Consider the following 17,737-nt stretch of genomic DNA (forward strand, 5'->3'; position numbering starts at 1 on the left):
ATGGCATCGTCAAAAAATTACACAGAAGTTCTCATCGGTGGAAAGGTATTTACACTGAGCGGCTTTGAGAGCGAAGATTATCTACAGAAGGTGTCCACTTATCTGAACCATAAGATTGAAGAATGTACAAGCAGCGAGGGGTACCGCAAGCAGAGTGCGGAAGCCAGGAATGTACTTCTGGCACTTAACATTGCAGACGATTACTTCAAGGCCAAGAAGCAGGGTGGAGCCTTAGAGAGCGATATCGAAGCGAAAGACAAAGAGATGTACGACCTAAAGCATGAACTGATTTCCATTCAGATAAAGTATGAGAATGCTGAAAAGGCATTGGACAAGCTGAAAGAAGAGAACAGAGAATTACAGATGAAAATCGTACAGTTAGAAACTGAGATGAAAAATCACCGTAAGAAATAGACTGTCTTATGACAGTCTATTTTGCGCTATAGGAGGTTGGTATGAAGAAGCAAGTGGAGATTCTGGCACCTGCAGGGTCGATGGATAGTCTGAAAGCAGCTGTGGCTGCAGGAGCGGATGCGGTTTATACCGGAGGTATGATGTTCGGTGCCCGCGCATATGCGAATAATCTTTCGGAAGACGAACTTCTGGAAGCAATCGATTTTGTGCATCTGCACGGTAAGAAGCTCTATCTGACTGTTAATACACTTTTGAAGGAACAGGAGTTGGAAGAGAAGCTTTATGCGTATCTCTATCCCTATTACCGTCAGGGGCTGGATGCGGTGATCGTGCAGGACATCGGGGTACTCCGGTTTATCAGAAAGACATTTCCGGATCTTCCGGTCCATGCCAGTACACAGATGACGATCACCGGTGTGGATGGAGCGAAACTTCTGGAAAAGGAAGGCGTCACACGTGTGGTGACAGCCAGAGAGCTTGGTATAGAAGAAGTAAGAAAAATCGCAGAAGAGACCGATCTGGAGATTGAAAGCTTTGTGCATGGAGCACTCTGCTACTGCTATTCAGGTCAGTGCCTGTTCAGCAGTTTCCTTGGCGGGCGAAGCGGGAACCGTGGACAGTGTGCGCAGCCGTGCAGACTTCTGTATCAGGCTGAAGGAGACGACAAAAGCAGGTATCTGCTCAGTCTTAAGGATATCTGTACACTGGATCTGATCCCCGAGATGGTCGAAGCGGGGATAGATTCTTTTAAAATAGAAGGAAGAATGAAGAAACCGGAATATGTAGCGGCAGTCGCGCATTTATACCGCAAATATACGGATCTGTATCTGGAACTGCTTGAAAGAGCACCAGAAGGGACAGATCCGGAGGTGTTTGCCAAACAGAAGTTCCGGGTGGAAGAAGCGGATCGGAGTGTACTTCTGGATCTGTACAATCGGGGAGGATTTCACACCGGATATTATCACACACAGAACGGGAGAGAGATGGTTTCGCTGGACAGGCCGAACCATGCGGGGATCCCTGCGGTAAAGGTGCTGAAAAAATCCGGAAGGAATATGGAATGCCGTGCACTCATCGATTTGAATCCGCAGGATATCATTGAACTTCCCATGCGGAGAGGTAAGGAGAAAGCGGACAACTATACCTGTAAGACGGCAGTGAAAAAAGGTGCGTCACTGACCATTCCGGTATTTGCCGATACTCCGGCTGCGAAAGGAATGGTATTGAGCAGGATCAGGAACGAAGTGTTGATCCAGAAGCTTCATGAGCTGTATGTGGATAGAAAAATAAAAGAAAAAATTAAGGGAATTTTTATACTTTCCGTTGGAGATTCTGCTAAACTAACGGTATCATACGGCGATATTTGCTTTACGGTATGTTCGGATAAGGTTCAGGAAGCCATGAATCACCCAATCGATGTTGAACGTGTGAAAAAGCAATTAGAAAAGACGGGAAATACCCCGTTTGAATTCGAAGAACTTCAGATCGAGATCACAGGAAACGCGTTCGTTCCCATGCAAAAGCTCAATGAGATCCGAAGAGAGGCGTTGGACAAGCTGCAATGCGAAATAACAGAGAGGTACAGAAGAAAGGAAGCGGATGCGCAGGATATCAGGGAAACTGTCCCCGCTGTTATGGCGAATCCTATGATAGATTCCATGCCGACGCATCATAGATTTACCGCTTCTGCCCGGACGTTGGAGCAGATCCGCGTGCTGACAGGATCCGGAATGATTGAGCGGATCTATGCGGATTGTGCAGCGTTCCCGAAAATCTGGGAAAATGAGATGCTTCGGGAGGTCATTCGGGATGTGAAAGAATCCGGGAAAGAGATCTGGCTGATCATGCCGTATATTTTCCGGGAAACGACACGGAAACGGTATGATGCAGGCTATGACCATATCCTGAATGCCGGATGGGACGGCGTCATGATCCGGAATTATGAAAGCTATGGGTTCCTGAAGAAACGCGGGTTTGAAGGACGTATTATGACAGAATATAACCTCTATCAGTTTAACCGCGAGGGCTTGGCGTTCTGGAAGGAGAAGGGGATTTATGGGTTCACAGCTCCGCTGGAACTGACTGCCAGAGAATTGGAGTCACTTCCGATGCAGGACGGAGAACTGATTCTGTACGGACACCTTCCCATGATGGTATCTGCCGGATGTGTCCGCAAAACGCTGGGCAGATGTAAAAAAGAATCGTCCTGTATGACAATAACTGACAGATATCGAAAACAGTTTATGGTACAAAATGAGTGTGATTATTGTTATAATGTGATTTATAATCAGGTACCACTCTATCTTGCAGACCGGATGCAGGAGGCAGATCAGATTGGAGCAGGAGGCTTCCGCCTGATGTTTACAGTAGAGAATGCCCGGCAGACCGGCAGGATTCTGCAGCTTTATGAGGAGGAGGCAGTATACCCGGACGGAGAATTTACCCGGGGACACTGGAAGAAAGGAATAAAGTAGGTGAAGATTTGGTAAATATTGTTGTTGAGCTGTCGAAATATCTCATGATCATCATGATTGCAGTCTATACGTATGAGTGTTTTGCAGTTTTTGGCTTTTCAGATGAATATACGAAAAAGAGCATTCTTCGCCGCCAGAATGTATTAATGTTTCTCATGCATTTTACAGCGTTTCTGGTGCTGTATTTGCAGACGGAAGAGAAGAAGATGATTGGGTTCTATGGAATGCAGGTCGTGCTTCTGCTGACGATCATTCTTCTGTATACGAAAATCTACCCGAAGGTGTCGCGCCTAGTCGTGAACAATATGTGTATGCTTTTATCGATCGGGTTTATTATGATTACCAGATTATCCTATTCGCTGGCGGTGAAGCAGTTTATCATTGCAGCGGGAGCCGTGGCAATCAGTCTGATTGTTCCGATCATTATCCGTAAGGTGAAGGTACTCTCTGAATGGAGAAGGTTTTATGCAATAGCCGGTGTGATTATGCTGGCGGTGGTGTTGATTTTTGGTCCTGTAACCGGTGGAGCACTGCTTTCTATTCAGATCGGTGGTTTCGCCTTACAGCCGTCGGAGCTTGTGAAAATCATTTTCGTATTCTTTACGGCTGCGAGCCTGAAGATGGATACCAGTTTTAAAAATGTCGTGATTACGACTGTAGTTGCTGCTGTTCACGTGTTGATTCTGGTGGTTTCCAAGGATCTGGGGGCAGCACTGATCATTTTTGCCGTGTACCTGGTCATGCTCTATGTGGCGACGAGGCAGCCACTGTACGTATTTGCAGGGGTGGGTGCCGGAGGCGCAGCTTCCGTAGTAGCGTATTATCTGTTCAACCATGTGAGGGTACGTGTACTTGCATGGAAGGATCCGTTTGCGATTTACAATGAAGGCGGTTTGCAGCTGGCGCAGTCATTGATGGCAATTGGGACAGGAAGCTGGTTCGGCATGGGACTCATGCAGGGGGCTGCGGATAAGATTCCGGTTTCAGAGTCGGATTATATTTTTTCGGCAATCGCAGAGGAAATGGGATTGATATTTGCAATCTGTCTGACGATGATCTGCGTCAGTGTGTATATTATGTTTCTTAATATCGCCATGGAACTGCATGATCGTTTCTACAAGCTTGTGGCACTTGGACTTGGAACCTGTTACATATTCCAGGTATTTCTCACGATTGGCGGTGTGACAAAGTTCATTCCGTCCACCGGGGTGACGCTTCCGCTTGTGAGTTACGGAGGAAGCTCAGTTTTAAGCACTGTGATCATGTTTGGTATTATTCAGGGACTTTATATAGTAAGAGAAGACGAGGAAGAGGATATTGAAAGAAAAAAAGCACAGCAATTACGAAATGGACAGGCTGGACGAAGAGCTTCAGAACCTTCCCGACGAAAGAACGTATCAACCTCAAAAGCGGCAAAGCGGCCAGCGCAGCGAAGGGCAGAAGAAAGGGGAAGGACCGCGGGAAAACAACCGCAAAAAATCAGTTCAGGAAAAGCCGGTTCGGGAAAAGCCTCTGTCAGAACGACGGGCACGAAAAGAGCAGAAGGCGCGCGAAAAGGAAGAAGCTAAGAAAAAGAAGATGACCAACAAGGAATTTGCCAGAGTGACATATATGTTTGTAACATTGTTCCTTGTGATGATTGGATATATGGTATACTTCAATGTAGTGAAAAGCAAAGAAGTGATCAACAGCCCGTATAACGTACGTCAGGATCTTCTCGCCAAGCGTGTAGTCCGGGGAAAAATACTGGACTGTAACGGAGAAGTACTGGCACAGACTGTGACCGATGAAGACGGTACAGAGACCAGGGAATATCCGTATGACGATTTGTATGCGCATGTAGTTGGTTATTCTGTAAAAGGAAAATACGGGATCGAGTCGATTCAGAACTTTAATCTGCTGACTTCCAATGCATTTTTCCTTGAAAAGCTGGCAAAGGAATTCAAAGGAGAGAAAAATATAGGTGATAATGTGGTCACGACGCTGGATACGAAGCTGCAGCAGGCCGCGTATAACGCGCTGGGCAACAACAAGGGTGCCGTAGTGGTGATGGAAGCCAGCACAGGTAAGATTCTTGCTATGGTTTCCAAGCCGACATTCGATGCGAATACCGTAGCGGAGAATTGGGAAGCTTTGAACAACGATCCGGACAGTTCGCTCTTCAACCGAGCGACTATGGGACAGTATACGCCCGGTTCCACGTTCAAGATCGTCACGACTCTGGAATATTTAAGAGAACATCCCGATGCCGATGATGCCTATACACATTACTGCGAGGGATCTATCGAGGCGGACGGAACGACAATCCATTGCTACGGACAGACGGCTCACGGGCAGGAGGATCTTGCGGATTCTGTGGCAAATTCCTGCAATACATCATTTTCAAATATCGGGCTTCAGCTTGATAAAGATAAATGGAAGAAGACGACGGAGGACCTTCTGTTTGACAAAAAGCTTCCGTGTGATCTGTCTTATCGCGAGAGCAGTTTCCGACTGACCGGTGATTCGGACAGTGCTGAGACGATGATGACCGCGATAGGCCAGGGGAAAACGGTGGTAACACCATATCACATGGCTATGATCACCGCAGCAATCGCGAACGGAGGAACCTTAATGAAGCCTTATCTGGTGGATCAGATCACCAATTATACCGGAACAACTGTGAAAAAATACATGCCGGAGAAATATGCGGATCTGATGACCTCGGCGGAGGCGGCGCAGCTTACCGAATATATGACGGATGTTGTGAATTACGGTACCGGAACTGCCCTTTCCGGAGAATCTTATACTGTGGCGGGCAAGACAGGAACGGCGGAAGTAAGCGTAGATAAGCAGACGGTTCATTCCTGGTTTGTAGGATTTTCCAACGTGGACAATCCGGACATTGTAGTCAGTGCGGTCGTGGAAAATGCTGATACGGCAAGCATCACCGGAACAAGTGTTGCGAAAAAGATATTTAATGCGTATTACTATCAATAGATAGTTATTCGGACGCAGAACGGATGGGAAACATGAAGTTTTACAAACATCTGTATGTCAGTGAGGACATCGGGAAAAAGAAAGAAAAAATTATCCGGAATATGAAGTCGGGCAAATATCCGCTGACAACCTATCTTCTTGTCCTGATCGAAGAAGGTGAGAATCAGCTTGAGTTCTATTCTGCATCGCTTTTGCGACAGGGAATGCTGTATGAGGAGGATATTTTTGTGGTTGGTCTGGCATCCGGATATGAAGATGCGGTCTATCTGGTAGAGGAGATTATCAGAGAAGTCTATGAAAAGACCGGCGATGTGGATATACGTTCCTATATTAGGGACCAGGAAAAGAAATAATATAGCGTGGGGGAATAGAAAAAGATGCTCCATCTCATCGGACTGATATTGAAAATCATAGGGATTATACTGACTGTGATACTGGGAATTCTGGTATTGCTTGTTTGTATTGTCCTTCTGGTGCCGGTGTGGTACGCAGCCGACGTGGATTTTCCGGGAAATGTAAGTGAGATCAAAGCCCATGGAAGTGTCTCGTGGCTGATTCATCTCATACGCTTGAAGGTTTCGTTTGAAAATGGGAAGCTGAAGTGGAAGCTCGGATTGGTTTGGCTTAGATTTTCCAGTGAAGCAGAGAAAGATAAGGAAGCAGCCCCGAAAGAAAAGAGGGGAAAAAAGAATAAAGAAAAATCTGTGAACGTGCCGAAAACACAAAGAATAGAAGAGAAAGATGTATCGGAAAATGCAAAGGAGAAGAAGTCTGCAGAAACCGGTAAGGAAGAGCGGGCAGAAGTCAAATTGCAGAAAACCGAAGTTCAGGGCAAGGAAACACAGAATACAAAATCAAAGGACGCAAAAGCTCTGGATGCAGAACATTTAAAAAAGGAGTCTCAAGATACGAAGTCTCATAAAACAGAACCGGAGGAAATGTCCCGAATCGAAAAACTTTGCGAGCGATTCCGAAAGATATTTGAAAAGATCAAATATACATTCCGGCAAATCTGTGATAAAATAAAAGCAATCGGCGAAACAAAAGAACAGATTACGGTATTTCTTGAGAATGAGAGTCATCAGAGGGCATTTGCAAAATTGATGAAAGAGACAGTCTGGATCAGGCGCTTCCTGAGACCGAAAGAAATAACGGGGGATATTCATTTCGGTTTTGAGGATCCGTATTTAACCGGCAAGACGCTCGCACTGCTCAGTATGATTTATCCCTTTGTGGGGGAACATATGAACATAGAGCCTGATTTTGAAGAAAAAGTGCTGGAAGGAAGCGTTAAGATACGGGGCGGACTACGGCTGTTTCATCTGATAGCGCTTGTCTGGTGCCTGATCTGGAACAGAGATATCCGTATACTGATCAAAGATGTGCGTAAAAGAATGAAATAATAAAGAATCGTTCAGAATAGAAGAAAGAAAACAGGAGGAACAGATTATGGCAGAAGAAAATCGATTCAAGGACACAATGGATTCCTTATTCAAAGGAATGAATGGAGTGGTATCTTCCAAAACGGTAGTAGGAGATGCGATCCATATCGGAGATACAATCATTCTCCCGCTTGTCGACGTTTCCTTTGCAGTAGGCGCCGGTGCATTTAACGCGGATAAGAAAGAAAAGGGAGCCGGCGGACTTGGCGGAAAGATGACCCCGTGTGCCGTGCTTGTCATTCAGAACGGAACGACCCGTCTTGTCAATATCAAGAACCAGGATACGATGACCAAGATTCTCGATATGGTTCCGGATGTCATCGACAGACTGAAAGCACCGAAAACGGACAAAATGACCGAAGAGGATGTGGTGGATATCCTGGACGGAGCTGAGAAAGAAGCTGAGAAGAAAGCATAAACAGGCCGTCACGAATACTCCCGGGAAACATAACATACAATATAGAAAGAGACCGGAAGCAGGGATGGAAATAAAATGAAACGGATCATCGGATTTGCGCTGTTTTTTATCGCGGTCGGAATCATAATAATGATGTTTCTTCCCAATATTTTCGTGGGAATACTTATTGCTCTGCTGTGTATTTTATTCGGCTACCTGCTTTTTTGCAGCTGCTGAAAAAGAAAATGATATCACAGAAAACAGTCAAATAAAATAGTAAAGAAAAGCCTTGCAGATGCAGGGCTTTTATGATATAATTTGAGCGTTGCAAAAAAACACGTATGTGGTTCATCCCAATGGTGCCAACGCATCAGATGCACGGTTTTGGGACCTAAACATACGGAAGTAAAAAACCAAATGGAGGAAAGAAACATGAGCGTTATTTCAATGAAACAACTTTTAGAAGCAGGTGTTCATTTTGGACATCAGACCAGAAGATGGAACCCTAAAATGGCTGAGTACATCTACACAGAAAGAAACGGAATCTACATTATCGACTTACAGAAATCCGTTGGAAAAGTAGATGAAGCTTACCAGGCAGTTGCTGATATCGCAGCTGAAGGCGGAAAGATCCTGTTTGTAGGAACAAAGAAACAGGCTCAGGATGCTATCAAGACAGAAGCAGAACGCTGCGGAATGTTCTATGTAAATGAAAGATGGTTAGGTGGTATGCTTACCAACTTCAAGACAATCCAGAGCAGAATCGAACGTCTGAAAGAGATCGAGACAATGGCTGAAGACGGAACATTTGACGTACTGCCGAAGAAAGAAGTTATCGCTCTTAAGAAAGAATGGGAAAAACTGGAAAAGAACCTTGGCGGTATCAAGGAAATGAAGAACATCCCGGATGCAATCTTCGTAGTAGACCCGAAGAAAGAAAGAATCTGCGTTCAGGAAGCACACACTCTGGGAATCCCGCTGATCGGTATCGCAGACACAAACTGTGATCCGGAAGAACTTGATTATGTAATTCCAGGAAATGATGATGCTATCAGAGCCGTAAAACTGATCGTTTCCAAGATGGCAGACGCTGTTATCGAAGCAAATCAGGGAGCAGCTGAAGACGTTGTTTACGAAGGTGAAGACGTAGAAGCAGCTGAGGCTGAAGAAGCAGTAGAAGAATAAGAAATTTGATATAACAGATGATACACGAATATATCAGTTGGAGGAAAAAATCATGGCAATTACAGCAAGCATGGTAAAAGAATTAAGAGAAATGACAGGCGCCGGAATGATGGACTGCAAGAAAGCTCTGAGCGAAACAAACGGAGATATGGATGCAGCAATCGAATTCCTTAGAAAAAATGGTGAAGCAAAAGCTGTTAAGAAAGCCGGACGTATCGCAGCAGAAGGTATCGTAATGGCAGATGTTCAGGGTGATAACACAGCAGCAATCGTTGAAGTAAACTCTGAGACAGACTTCGTTGCTAAGAATGCTGATTTCCAGGCATTCGTTAAAGCAGTAGTTAACCAGGCATTAGCAACCGAGAACACTGAGATGGAAGCATTCATGGCAGAAGCTTGGAATGAAGACACAAGCAAGACTGTAAATGATGCATTAACAGAGAAGATCGCTATCATCGGAGAAAAACTCAGCATCAGAAGATTTGAAAAAGTATCTATCGACAATGGTGCAGTTGTATCCTACATCCACGGCGGCGGAAGAATCGGTGTTTTAGTTGTAGCTGAAACAGCAGTAGTTAACGATGCAGTAAAAGAAGCACTCAAGAACGTTGCAATGCAGGTTGCAGCATTAAATGCAAAATTTGTCAGCCAGGCAGAAGTTGATGCTGAATATCTTGCACATGAGAAAGAAATTCTTCTTGCTCAGATCATGAACGATCCGAAAGAATCTCAGAAACCGGAAAAGGTTATTCAGGGAATGATCAACGGACGTATCAACAAAGAAATGAAAGAAATCTGTCTGTTAGACCAGGTATATGTAAAAGCAGAAGACGGAAAACAGTCTGTTGCTAAATACCTTGAAGAAGTTGGAAAAGCTAACGGAACTACAATCAAGCTTCAGAAGTTCGTTCGTTTCGAGACTGGAGAAGGTCTTGAGAAGAAGAATGAAGACTTCGCGGCTGAAGTTGCAGCTCAGATCAACGGCTAATTAAATCAGATTTTTTAAGGGCTCTGAAAGCTTTATAAACACTTGATTCTAGTGGTTATAAGGTTTTCGGAGCTTTTTCTTTGAGAAAAGATAACTATCTGCAATCCCGAAAATTGACACATTTACATATAATAATAGTCTATTGAGAATAAAGATTATTTGGTATAATATAAGTAAAGTCCAGGGGAATAATATCCTAAGCGGCAGGTTACTGATAATCCGGTTCAATCATTAGTAAAAGGAAATTTGATTATGTACCATAAATTAAAAATCTCTCATAAATGGAATGTGGCGGATACAATTACCACCATGCGGATGGCAGCTACTGTTTTTCTGTTTTTTCTTCCGCTTACATCTACTTTGTTTGTTGTGATTTATACATTTGCGGGTATTACGGATGTATTAGATGGGTGGATTGCAAGAAAATCAGGAAAGGCAAGTGAATTCGGTGCCAGACTGGACAGCATTTCTGACTTGTTCTTTTACAGTGTTTTGCTGATTCGTCTTTTCCCGATTTTGTACCGGACACTTCCGGGAGAAATCTGGTATGTAGTATTGGCAATCATACTTGTACGTCTTGCAGCATACATCACAGCAGCAGTCAAATATCATCGCTTTGCGTCAATTCATACATGGATGAATAAGTTGACCGGTGCGTCGGTATTTCTGTTGCCTTATATTCTTTTGGTTTCGTCAGGTGTAGGGTATTGTTGGGCAGTATGTATGTTGGCATTTGCTGCGTCGGCAGAGGAACTTGCAATTCATCTTTTACGGAAAGAATATCTTGCGGACAGAAAGTCCTTTCTACAAAAAAATAGAGATGATATCTAAGTTGATAACGAAGAGGGAAGAAGTTAATGGGGAGGTAAGACTATGAAAAGGTATGTTGCCCTGCTAAGAGGCATCAATATAAGTGGAAAAAATAAAGTACCAATGTCTGAGTTAAAGAAATGCTTTGAAAAACTTGCATTTGAAGAAGTTAAGACATATTTGAACAGTGGTAATGTGATTTTTTCCAGTAATGAAGATAATACAGAGAAAATGACAGCACAAATTCAAATGATGATTCATAATCAGTTTGATTTAGATATTGCTGTTCTTGTCATATCAAAAGAAATGCTTGAAGATATTTTACAAAGTGCACCTGACTGGTGGGATAATGACAACAAAGAAATCTATGATAATCTGATTTTCATTATACCTCCGGCTAAATCTTCTGATGTATACAGTGAGATTGGAGAGCCTAAAAAAGGGTTAGAAAAGATAGAAGGTTATAAAGAAGTTATATTCTGGTCTTTTAGTCGTAAAGATTATCAAAAAACGAATTGGTGGTCTAAGACAGCAAGTGCAGGTATAGGAACTAAGCTAACGATAAGAACAGCGAATACTGTCAGAAAAATAGTTCAAATGTAAGCACTTTTATGATGGAGCTGGTATTCTGGCCAACGTATATCGAGAAATATCTTGACAAGTAAACGGTCGTTCACTATAATTGTGGTAAACGACCGTTTTCTTAATCGCCATGAATAAGAAAATGATTCAGTGAACCATTTTGAATGGAGAAAATAAAAATGTCTGATACAAGGGAACGAATATTGATGACTGCTCTTCACCTGTTTGCGAGGGATGGTTATGAGGCTGTACCGGTAAGCGCAATTGCAGGAGAATTGGGAATGACGAAGGGAGCTCTCTATAAGCATTATAAAAACAAACGTGATATTTTTGACAGTATCGTTGAGAGGATGTATCAAATTGATGCTGAACGGGCGCGGAAATATGAAGTACCGCAAGAGAAATATGAAATCCAGCCGAAAGCATATGAGAATCAGTCCGTGGAAAATGTGATTGAATTTACCATTGCTCAGTTTTTCTTCTGGACGGAAGATGATTTCGCATGCGATTTTCGCAAGATGCTGACACTGGAGCAATACCGCAATGAAGAAATGGCAGAACTTTACAGTCAGTGTATCGTAGCAGGACCGGTCGACTACATAGAAGACTTATTTCGAGGGCTGATCCGGGAAGGAGTATTGAAAGAGGAAAATCCCAGGCAGCTTGCGGTAGAATATTATGCGCCGCTTTTTCTTCTTATCAGTATGTCCGATCGGACACGGGGAAATGAGGATTATGCCACAATACTCCGTAATCATGCAGAACATTTTATGCAGAGTCATGGGAGAGACCCGGGAGAGAGAATACAATGAGAAACGAGATAGATATGAAGCAATACGGCCTGTCTGAAACGATTGAAAAAACAGCGGAATGTTTTGAAGATTTGATTGTTTCGCGGGTTATTTCACAGGAAAAGGGAATCTATCGGCTGGTATCTTCACAGGGAGAAAAATGGGGAGAAATATCGGGCAGGTTCCATTATGATGTCCAGGCAAAATCAGAATATCCGGCGGTGGGCGATTTCGTTATGGCTGACTGGAACAAAAGCGGCGGAAATGCAGTAATCCACCATGTTCTTCCAAGAAAAAGTTGCTTTATCCGAAAAGCTGCCGGTGAAAAAAATGAGGAGCAGATTGTTGCTGCCAATATCGATACTGTATTCTTGTGTATGTCTCTGAATAATGATTTTAATCTGCGGCGCCTGGAGCGTTATGTATCGATTGCATGGAACAGTGGAGCAATGCCGGTTGTTGTGTTGACAAAATCAGACCTGTGCAAGGATCTGGAACAAAAACTGTTCGAAGTATCTTCTGCAGCAGCGGGTGTGGATGTTTTAGTGACGAACACGATCGATCAAAACGGTTATGAGCAGATTTATCCGTATCTTACTGAAGAAAAGACAATCGCATTGATCGGTTCGTCCGGTGTCGGAAAGTCTACTTTAATCAATTGCCTGCTGGGTGAAAAGCATTTGGATACAAACGGACTGAGGAATGATGAGAAAGGACGGCACACGACAACCCATCGTGAACTGATTCTTCTGCCATCCGGCGGTATGGTGATTGATACACCGGGGATGCGTGAACTGGGAATGTGGGATGCCGGAGACGGAATCGATCAGACTTTTTCAGATATCGAGAAATTGGCGCTTAAATGCCGTTTCCGTGATTGTACTCATTCAGGCAGCGAACCGGGATGTGCAGTACAGGAGGCAGTAGAGCATGGTGAACTACCGATTGAACGGCTCCGCTCCTGGCAGAAGCTGATGAATGAGAATCGGTATGCAGAAGATACACAAGGTTATCTGGCTGAGAAAAAACAAAAATTTAAAAACATTGCAAAAATCAATAAAAAGAATCGAAAAGGATAAAGAAAAAATGAGCACCAGCAATATTTTAATACGTTTAGAGAGAAAAGAAGAATATCGGGAAGTAGAAAACTTAGTAAGAGAAAGTTTCTGGAATGTATATCGTCCGGGATGTTATGAGCATTATGTGCTGAATCAGCTCCGGAACGATCCGGCGTTTGTTCAGGAACTTGATTTTGTTATGTACCTCAGTACACAGGAAAATGCTCCGGTGGAGCATGCCGATGCGGAACAGGATGGTAAGCTGATTGGGCAGAACATGTTTATGAGAGCAAATATCAAAGCAGATGACGGCAGAACGATTCCTATCATGGCTTGGCTGAAGGCGAAGATGCCTCCTTCTTTTTATGTAAGGAATTGATTCCGGGATATTTAGATGGGATTACAGGTGAGTATGCACCGCCACAGGGATATTTTGCAGATGAAGCAGAGGTGGAAGCATTCGATAAAGAGTTTCCGGCAAAAGAAAAATTGAAACTTCCCGGGCAATTATTTTAGAACTGGAGGAGATTTATGAAAAATCAGGATGCAATACCATTTCCGGACGAACTTAAGCATCTTTTTGAGACGAATTTGGGAAGTCATTTCGTTTTTGGTCATATCTGTACGTGGCAGTTCGTCTTTGTACGAATATAATGACATGAATATATGACACATATCCTGTAATACATCTAATTCAAAACAATCTGAGAATACCTTATCTTTGGGTAAAAAATCGTCTGGGTTTTTCCGATGATATCCCTCCGTCCCATATTTTGATAAAAGCGTATATATGAAACAGTGTTGTTAAAAGATGCTGATGCCATTCAATATCCGGAGTGAAAATAATATATGGAAGGTCAGAATGATATAAAACTGACAACAGATATTTGTTGTAAATATCGCTGGTTATTGGTGCAATCAGGGTGCCGGAGAATAAAATATTCGGGCAAATGCAATCTGTCATTTCTGTTTTTGTTGATCCAGTGGCATGGCCGGCAATTTATGAAGAACTTGATCTACCGGTTTCTTATGTCAGCATAGTATCTATGCTGATTTCAGGAGGAACTGTCATTTCCAGTTTATTGAGTGTCAGGTTAGTAGCAAGGCTGGGACCGATCTTTCCAAATATGACATATCTAACTCCTAAATTATTTGGTGCGGAGGGCTCACAGTCAGTGATTGGAATACAAATGGCATCTTCCTATCTTAGTATAATGTTGACACCGGCATTTTTCGGTGTGCTGGCACAAAATATGGGTATCTGTTGTTCTGTACCATTTCTGAGTGTGATGTTTGTAATGATGGCGGGTATGATAATATATGTTAAATGCATAAAGTCTTAGTTTATTCACTTGTTGTTAGATTTTTGTATTTTTTGGGAGGAATACCCACTGTCTTTTTAAAAACGGTAATAAAATAATTATAGTCTTTAAAACCACATTGTGCTGATATTTCTGCCAAAGGCAATTCGGATTCCATTAACATTTTTTTTGCTTTTTGGATTCGAAGATTACGAATATGCTCAGCAATCCCGGTTCCGTAATTCTGACTTGCTATTTCATATAGCTGAGTTTTTCCAATTCCAAATTCATGTGCAATCTGCATGGCATCGATATCCTCTGTAAAGTGAGATTGAATATATTCATCAATTCGAACAGGGAGCTTCTGACTGCGAAGAGAGGCCATTCGTTCCAGACACAAATATGCTGCAACCGCTTCCAGAATATGAGAAGCGGAGGTAATATAACTCTCTGTTTTGAGTGGCTGCATGAAACAGGCTTTTTGTAAATCTGACATATTGATTTTGTAAATCTGACATCTTTTCTTTATTTCTTTCCAACCGATTTCGTGTGACTCATATGCAAATACATGACCAAAAAGAAGATATCCGATGATGATATTTCCCATGTAAAGCGGACGGATGCTTTCTGTTAACCCTGCATGACACTGATAGGTATATAATGAATGACGTTTAGCAGCAATTTTGCATGCATTTTCATCACAATGCTGGCATTCATTTCTGCCAGCTTCATCCGTTCGAATTATCTGGCAAAAAGGCGCAATATTTTCAGGATATGCAGCGAGTTCATGAAAATTCTCGTCAAATATTGTGATACGAATCTGTGTAAGGTTATAAAAATCTTTTAACAAAGCATTCAGCTTTGTAATGTCAAAAGTTGATATCATACTGAATCCCCATTCTTTTTTTTGATTCTAGCATATCTGCGAACAAATTCAAAGTAAAAAGAACATACTTCTATATAAAAACAGAAAAAAAGAGGATAGTATTTATAGTACTAAGAAGATAAGGAGGATAACGAATATGTTAGCAACATTAAACGACGTAATGAAGATTGCAGAGGAAAAAAAGATAGCTGTTGGATCTTTTAATACGCCAAACCTCGAAGCGCTTCAAGCAGTAATTGAAGCGGCGGAGGAACTGGATTTACCGGTTATCATTCAGTTTGCACAGTGTCACGAACCGTGGATTCCACTTGCTATGATTGGACCAATTATGGTTAATGCAGCGAAAAAATCCAAAGTTCCGGTATGTGTTCATCTGGATCATGGTGAGACCCTGGAATATTTGCAACAGGCACTTGATATGGGATTTACATCAATTATGTATGATGGATCCACACTTTCCTATGAAGAAAATCTGGAGAATACAAAAAGAGCAGTTGCCATGGCAACTAAGACAGGGGCTTCGGTAGAGGCAGAGCTTGGCTCTATGGGAAGAAGAGAGTCTGGTGCTGGGGATGACAGTGGTGAGAACGATGACACCAAGATCTATACAGACCCGCATCAGGCGAAAGTATTCGTTGAAGAGACAAGAATTGATGCGCTTGCCTGCTCTTTTGGTACAACACACGGCATTTACTTAACACAGCCGAAACTGGATTTTGATGTAGTAAAAAATGTACGTGCGCTGACAGAACAGATTCCGATTGTAATGCATGGAGGATCCGGAGTGAGCAGAGAGGATTATCGAAAAGCCATCGAAGCCGGGACAAGGAAAGTAAACTATTTTACTTATATGGACAAGTCCGGTGGTAATGCGGTAGCGGAATATGTAAACAGCGTAAAAGAAGGAGAACCATTGTTTTTCTCGTCTGCGTCCATGGCGGCAAGGGATGCAATGAAAGAAAATGTAAAAGCAGCAATGAAAATGTTTGCATTAATGGATTAAGAAAAAGGAGAAGCGAAAATGAGAAAAAAGATGACATTTGCACTAGCATTTTGTAACCGTGGATTTATGCCGGGAGAACTGATTTACGGAGCAAGAGAAGATATGATTAAGGCTGTCACGGATGCGGGGTATGACTACATTGCCATGGATGCGGAACTGACCAGGTATGGCGGGATCGAAACGAGAGATGAAGGACTTCTCTATGCAAAATGGTTAAAGGAACATGAGGGAGAATATGATGGAGTAATCTTTTCTATGCCGATTTTTGCAGATGAGAACGGGGCAATCACGGCACTGCAGGATGCGGGGGTTCCGATTCTGATGCAGGCTTATCCGGATGAAATTGGTAAGATGGATTTTGCTCACAGAAGAGATGCATACTGCGGAAAATTCTCTGTTACAGATGTATTTACCCAGTATAACGTACCTTTTACTGTTATGAAGCCGCATGTCGTACATCCGTTATCGAAAGCATTTGCACAGAATTTAAGAGACTTCGCGGCAATCTGTCGTGTGGTAAATGGAATGAAACGATTCAATGTGGGATGCATCGGAGCAAGAACGACTGCGTTTAAGACCGTTCGTTTCGATGAAATCACGTTACAGAAATACGGAATCAATGTGGAATCCTTTGATCTCTCCGAGTTGATCTATAAGGTAGAGCATAAGGCAGACGACGATGCGGCAGTTGCGGAAAAAATCAAAGTTCTGGAGAATTACACAGATTTTACAAGAGTGCCGGAAGCCAATAAACTAATGCTTGCAAAAATATCTGTTGTAATTGATGAATATATTGATGAATACCATCTGGATGCCCTGACTTTGCGCTGCTGGAATGAGATGGAGACCTATATGAGGGTATGTCCGTGTGTCCTGTTAAGTGAATTAAATGACAGAGGTATTGTTGCTTCCTGTGAGATTGATATGTGTTCCGCGCTGACCATGCGTGCCATGAATCTTGCAAGCGAAGAGCCGACCGCTGTACTGGATTGGAATAATAACTATGGTGATGATGAGAATAAGGTGATCTTATTCCACTGCGGACCAGTTGCCCAAAGCTTAATGACGGAAAAAGGAACAGTTACTGAGCATAAGATGTTTGCAAAAAGTGATCCGGGTTCCGGATGGGGATGTAACGAAGGAAGAATTAAGGCATTCCCAACTACTATCTCTAACTGCCAGACCAAGGACGGTAAAATTATTGTGTATGCAAGTGAGGCGCAGTTTACAGATGATCCGATTGAAGATGCATTCTTCGGCTGCGGCGGTGTCTGTGAAATTCCGGATTTGCAGAATAAGCTGATTAAACTTGCAAGGGGAGGTTTCAAACATCACACTTCGGTAGGTGTTGGTCACATGAAAGAAATCTTAAAAGAGGCATTTACCACCTATCTTGGATATGAATGGGTAGATATCGATTAGGAGGA

At 42.8% G+C, this 17,737-nt stretch carries 18 protein-coding genes; 17 read left to right on the forward strand and 1 reads right to left on the reverse strand.

Features of this window, described 5'->3' with window-relative positions; genetic code table 11:
• The 15 genes from zapA (at window position 1) to ACTNA4_RS01080 (ending at window position 14,463) form a co-directional block, all read left to right on the forward strand.
• Window positions 1-414 (forward strand): cell division protein ZapA, encoded by a 414-nt coding sequence (gene zapA, locus ACTNA4_RS01010; protein ID WP_427806358.1) that lies wholly within the window; start codon window positions 1-3, stop codon window positions 412-414.
• A gap of 41 nt (window positions 415-455) precedes the next feature.
• Window positions 456-2,888, forward strand: coding sequence for a peptidase U32 family protein (locus ACTNA4_RS01015; protein WP_441028171.1), 2,433 nt, complete (start codon window positions 456-458; stop codon window positions 2,886-2,888).
• A gap of 8 nt (window positions 2,889-2,896) precedes the next feature.
• The gene (locus ACTNA4_RS01020) at window positions 2,897-4,456 is read left to right on the forward strand and encodes an FtsW/RodA/SpoVE family cell cycle protein (protein WP_427819231.1); all 1,560 of its coding nucleotides are present in this window, start codon (window positions 2,897-2,899) and stop codon (window positions 4,454-4,456) included.
• Window positions 4,457-4,499: 43 nt separating this feature from the next.
• Entirely contained in the window at window positions 4,500-5,867 is a 1,368-nt protein-coding gene (locus ACTNA4_RS01025) for a peptidoglycan D,D-transpeptidase FtsI family protein (RefSeq protein WP_427806482.1), read from the forward strand.
• 32 nt (window positions 5,868-5,899) lie between these two features.
• Complete coding sequence (locus tag ACTNA4_RS01030) at window positions 5,900-6,220, forward strand: hypothetical protein (RefSeq protein ID WP_427806355.1); 321 nt, start codon at window positions 5,900-5,902, stop codon at window positions 6,218-6,220.
• Window positions 6,221-6,244: 24 nt separating this feature from the next.
• A complete protein-coding gene (locus ACTNA4_RS01035) occupies window positions 6,245-7,270 on the forward strand; it encodes a DUF2953 domain-containing protein (protein ID WP_441028173.1) in 1,026 nt (341 codons plus the stop codon).
• A gap of 46 nt (window positions 7,271-7,316) precedes the next feature.
• Entirely contained in the window at window positions 7,317-7,727 is a 411-nt protein-coding gene (locus ACTNA4_RS01040) for a GerW family sporulation protein (RefSeq protein WP_427806353.1), read from the forward strand.
• 411 nt (window positions 7,728-8,138) lie between these two features.
• Entirely contained in the window at window positions 8,139-8,891 is a 753-nt protein-coding gene (rpsB, locus tag ACTNA4_RS01045) for a 30S ribosomal protein S2 (RefSeq protein WP_427806352.1), read from the forward strand.
• 52 nt (window positions 8,892-8,943) lie between these two features.
• Complete coding sequence (gene tsf, locus ACTNA4_RS01050) at window positions 8,944-9,879, forward strand: translation elongation factor Ts (RefSeq protein ID WP_427806351.1); 936 nt, start codon at window positions 8,944-8,946, stop codon at window positions 9,877-9,879.
• A 252-nt stretch (window positions 9,880-10,131) separates the two neighbouring features.
• Entirely contained in the window at window positions 10,132-10,710 is a 579-nt protein-coding gene (locus ACTNA4_RS01055) for a CDP-alcohol phosphatidyltransferase family protein (protein ID WP_427819237.1), read from the forward strand.
• 42 nt (window positions 10,711-10,752) lie between these two features.
• Window positions 10,753-11,292: a DUF1697 domain-containing protein gene (locus ACTNA4_RS01060; protein ID WP_427806349.1), complete on the forward strand. Its 540-nt coding sequence runs from the start codon at window positions 10,753-10,755 to the stop codon at window positions 11,290-11,292.
• Between the two features lie 158 nt (window positions 11,293-11,450).
• Window positions 11,451-12,083, forward strand: coding sequence for a TetR/AcrR family transcriptional regulator (locus tag ACTNA4_RS01065; RefSeq protein WP_427806348.1), 633 nt, complete (start codon window positions 11,451-11,453; stop codon window positions 12,081-12,083).
• Window positions 12,080-13,141: a ribosome small subunit-dependent GTPase A gene (gene rsgA, locus ACTNA4_RS01070; protein WP_427819239.1), complete on the forward strand. Its 1,062-nt coding sequence runs from the start codon at window positions 12,080-12,082 to the stop codon at window positions 13,139-13,141. The genes ACTNA4_RS01065 and rsgA overlap by 4 nt, the downstream gene beginning before the upstream one ends.
• A 7-nt stretch (window positions 13,142-13,148) precedes the next feature.
• Window positions 13,149-13,499 carry a hypothetical protein gene (locus tag ACTNA4_RS01075; protein WP_441028176.1) on the forward strand — a complete coding sequence of 117 codons (351 nt, stop codon included), beginning with the start codon at window positions 13,149-13,151 and terminating at the stop codon, window positions 13,497-13,499.
• A 544-nt stretch (window positions 13,500-14,043) separates the two neighbouring features.
• Window positions 14,044-14,463, forward strand: coding sequence for a hypothetical protein (locus ACTNA4_RS01080; RefSeq protein WP_441028178.1), 420 nt, complete (start codon window positions 14,044-14,046; stop codon window positions 14,461-14,463).
• A gap of 1 nt (window position 14,464) precedes the next feature.
• Here ACTNA4_RS01080 and ACTNA4_RS01085 read toward each other — a convergent pair whose 3' ends face one another.
• On the reverse strand, window positions 14,465-15,307 hold the full coding sequence (locus ACTNA4_RS01085) for a PocR ligand-binding domain-containing protein (RefSeq protein ID WP_427806344.1): 843 nt from the start codon (window positions 15,305-15,307) through the stop codon (window positions 14,465-14,467).
• Between the two features lie 136 nt (window positions 15,308-15,443).
• Here ACTNA4_RS01085 and ACTNA4_RS01090 point away from each other — a divergent pair, with 136 nt between their 5' ends.
• Window positions 15,444-16,310, forward strand: a complete 867-nt coding sequence (locus ACTNA4_RS01090; RefSeq protein ID WP_441028180.1) for a class II fructose-bisphosphate aldolase — start codon at window positions 15,444-15,446, stop codon at window positions 16,308-16,310.
• A gap of 18 nt (window positions 16,311-16,328) precedes the next feature.
• Window positions 16,329-17,732: an L-fucose/L-arabinose isomerase family protein gene (locus ACTNA4_RS01095; protein WP_394283481.1), complete on the forward strand. Its 1,404-nt coding sequence runs from the start codon at window positions 16,329-16,331 to the stop codon at window positions 17,730-17,732.
• Window positions 17,733-17,737: the final 5 nt, after the last annotated feature.

The organism is Bariatricus sp. HCP28S3_A7 (assembly GCF_052066375.1).
In the GTDB taxonomy this organism is placed as follows: Bacteria; Bacillota; Clostridia; order Lachnospirales; family Lachnospiraceae; genus Allocoprococcus.

What these genes read in the sequence shown, in the direction of transcription:
- rpsB (WP_427806352.1), top strand. Translation starts at nt 8,139, where the DNA reads ATGAGCGTTATTTCAATGAAACAACTTTTAGAAGCAGGTGTTCATTTT.
- tsf (WP_427806351.1), top strand. Translation starts at nt 8,944, where the DNA reads ATGGCAATTACAGCAAGCATGGTAAAAGAATTAAGAGAAATGACAGGC.
- ACTNA4_RS01030 (WP_427806355.1), top strand. Translation starts at nt 5,900, where the DNA reads ATGAAGTTTTACAAACATCTGTATGTCAGTGAGGACATCGGGAAAAAG.
- ACTNA4_RS01060 (WP_427806349.1), top strand. Translation starts at nt 10,753, where the DNA reads ATGAAAAGGTATGTTGCCCTGCTAAGAGGCATCAATATAAGTGGAAAA.
- ACTNA4_RS01035 (WP_441028173.1), top strand. Translation starts at nt 6,245, where the DNA reads ATGCTCCATCTCATCGGACTGATATTGAAAATCATAGGGATTATACTG.
- ACTNA4_RS01025 (WP_427806482.1), top strand. Translation starts at nt 4,500, where the DNA reads ATGTTTGTAACATTGTTCCTTGTGATGATTGGATATATGGTATACTTC.
- ACTNA4_RS01055 (WP_427819237.1), top strand. Translation starts at nt 10,132, where the DNA reads ATGTACCATAAATTAAAAATCTCTCATAAATGGAATGTGGCGGATACA.
- ACTNA4_RS01090 (WP_441028180.1), top strand. Translation starts at nt 15,444, where the DNA reads ATGTTAGCAACATTAAACGACGTAATGAAGATTGCAGAGGAAAAAAAG.
- ACTNA4_RS01085 (WP_427806344.1), bottom strand. Translation starts at nt 15,307, where the DNA reads ATGATATCAACTTTTGACATTACAAAGCTGAATGCTTTGTTAAAAGAT.
- ACTNA4_RS01065 (WP_427806348.1), top strand. Translation starts at nt 11,451, where the DNA reads ATGTCTGATACAAGGGAACGAATATTGATGACTGCTCTTCACCTGTTT.
- ACTNA4_RS01040 (WP_427806353.1), top strand. Translation starts at nt 7,317, where the DNA reads ATGGCAGAAGAAAATCGATTCAAGGACACAATGGATTCCTTATTCAAA.
- zapA (WP_427806358.1), top strand. Translation starts at nt 1, where the DNA reads ATGGCATCGTCAAAAAATTACACAGAAGTTCTCATCGGTGGAAAGGTA.
- rsgA (WP_427819239.1), top strand. Translation starts at nt 12,080, where the DNA reads ATGAGAAACGAGATAGATATGAAGCAATACGGCCTGTCTGAAACGATT.
- ACTNA4_RS01075 (WP_441028176.1), top strand. Translation starts at nt 13,149, where the DNA reads ATGAGCACCAGCAATATTTTAATACGTTTAGAGAGAAAAGAAGAATAT.
- ACTNA4_RS01015 (WP_441028171.1), top strand. Translation starts at nt 456, where the DNA reads ATGAAGAAGCAAGTGGAGATTCTGGCACCTGCAGGGTCGATGGATAGT.
- ACTNA4_RS01095 (WP_394283481.1), top strand. Translation starts at nt 16,329, where the DNA reads ATGAGAAAAAAGATGACATTTGCACTAGCATTTTGTAACCGTGGATTT.